Below are 2,098 nucleotides of genomic sequence, written 5' to 3'. Positions count from 1 at the left end.
CCGGCTCTCGTGGTGGCACCGCCACTTGCGCCGGCGGCAGCCGCGGCGAATCCGGCCCCCGCCGGATCGCAACAGCCCGCCAGCCCTTACAACATGGTTTCGGCGCTTGCCGGCCGGTTCGATCCGATCGAGTTTTTCGGCGGCGCGCTGAAGGACGCCAAGCTACTGGGCATCGTGCCGTTGAAGGACATCCTGCGCGCGGTGCTGATTGCGGCGGCGCCGAAACTGGTGGAGGCCGCGCAATATGGCGCGTCAAAGGCCACCGAAGCGATCGAGGAGACGTTGAAGGCCATCGTCGCGGTGGCAGGGCCTGCCGCGACCACAGTTGTCGATACAATCAAACAAGTCGAGCAGACCGCCGACGCCAAACTCAAGCAGGTGGGTGGCCCCCAGATGAACCTGGCCGCCCTCTATCCGAAATTCACCGCGGCTCTCGACCAAACCAAGAGCACGGCAACCAAGATCGGGGCACTCACCGCGGCAGATGCCAAGGCGGAAAACGCCGACAGGATCTTTGGCCTCGCGACCGCGTTCAAATCCGATGTCGAGGCGGTGATAACGGAGCTGCGCCGGCTGGCCAGCGATCCCATGCCGACGATCGTCCGCGAGCAACTGGCGACGCTTCAGGAGCAATGGACGGCGCTGCGCAACTTTTCCGACAACCCTGCCAAGACGATCAACGAGCTGCTCAAACCGCTGATCGAACCCAACGCCCTGTTCGAGCAGATTTGCGCACAATTCGATTCCGACACGTTCCAACTGGTGTTCGGCGTGCTGGACGATCCAGCCGGCGCATTCACCGCGTTCCCGGAGCCCGCGCAACGCACGCCTCCCACCGCCGCGCAAGTGCACGAGCAATGCGTCCGGGTCATGAAAAATCCGGCCGCCGTGCTGCCCCGGCTTCAGCAGGCGCTGTTCTACGAAGTTTTCGCCGAGCCGTTTGCCAGGTTGCTCGCCGCCGTCCAGCAGTTGCAGCAGGAAGCAACCGGAAAGGTTGCCTGGGGTCGCGCCGTGGTCGCCGACCGCATCACCGCCGTGCTGCGAAGAGGCGTCAGCGAAGCGCAGGCGCGAGACTTTCCAAAATATGGATGGAAGATTCTCGTCGACATGGAGACGGCGGTCCCGCTCATCGTCGTCAACCAGCCGCTCGATCAGATCGGGCCGCAACTGGCGGCGGCGGCGAAGCAATCGGTACAGAACCAGCTTGAAGCTCTGCAGAATGACATCAGGACATGGCGCACGGCAGCCGAACAGGCAACCAAGGACGCGCTGAAGGACGCTCAAAATCGAGCGCTCGAGCAAATCGACGAAGCCACCGACGGCGAGTACCAGCGACTGATCGCTCTGTGGGCCTCGAACAAGAAGCTGTCCGACGCCTTTGACAAGCTGGCGGAAAAATATCTCGTGGACGCGGTCAATGGCGGGACGAGCAGCGACAAGACTGCGCTCGTCAACGCTGTTGCCGACGAAATTCGAAAGGTTGCCGAGCAGGAAATTCGTTCTGCCGCAGCCGAACTCGAAGCGAAATTGCGCGAGCAGGCCAAGGCCGCGGCGGAAGGCCTTGCGCAGCGCGCCTTTGCCTTTGCCAATGGCGTCATCGACACCGCGCTGCGTTCCGCGTTCGCGGTCAGCGTGGCGAAAGTCGGTAAGTCATTGACCGATCTTTGCGGCGCCGCCGCCAACGACGCTTACACGTTTGTCAACAACCTTGCCGTTGGGCTCACCGAGCAGATCGACGCGGTCAAATCGAAGAAGATCACCGAGCAACTCGCAAACATCAACGACCAGCTCGGTCAGCTGCAGATACCCGCGAATGCGCCGCAGGACGCGCGCGATGTCATCCTCGGACTGCACGCTTCCCTGACGCGGAGTCTGCAACAATTCGCAGGCGCCGTCCTCGAAGTCGAGAAGATAAGGAAACATCTGCAAGACCTGCACGCGACCGACTTCTGCATGCAGCCCGCGAAGCTGCTCGATCTCGCGGCGCGCTCGGTCGACCTGCGCCGGCGCGCCGCGCAAGCGATCGTCGATGCCTTGTCGCAGATCAAGACTGCCATTGACGTCCTGCCGTCGCTGGCGAAGGCAAGCCCACCCGCTC

1 protein-coding gene is annotated in these 2,098 nt (G+C 62.9%); it reads left to right on the top strand.

The features are described from left to right. Nucleotides 1–12: 12 nt before the first annotated feature. Nucleotides 13–2,098 (top strand): hypothetical protein (locus CWO89_RS43445; RefSeq protein ID WP_130584302.1); only part of this gene is annotated, 2,086 nt, incomplete at its 3' end.

Origin of the sequence: Bradyrhizobium sp. Leo170, from assembly GCF_004296405.1 — a bacterium.
GTDB lineage: Bacteria > Pseudomonadota > Alphaproteobacteria > Rhizobiales > Xanthobacteraceae > Bradyrhizobium.
The sequence above is the reverse complement of the archived record's forward strand: the minus strand, read 5'-3'. Positions and strand labels throughout refer to the sequence as shown.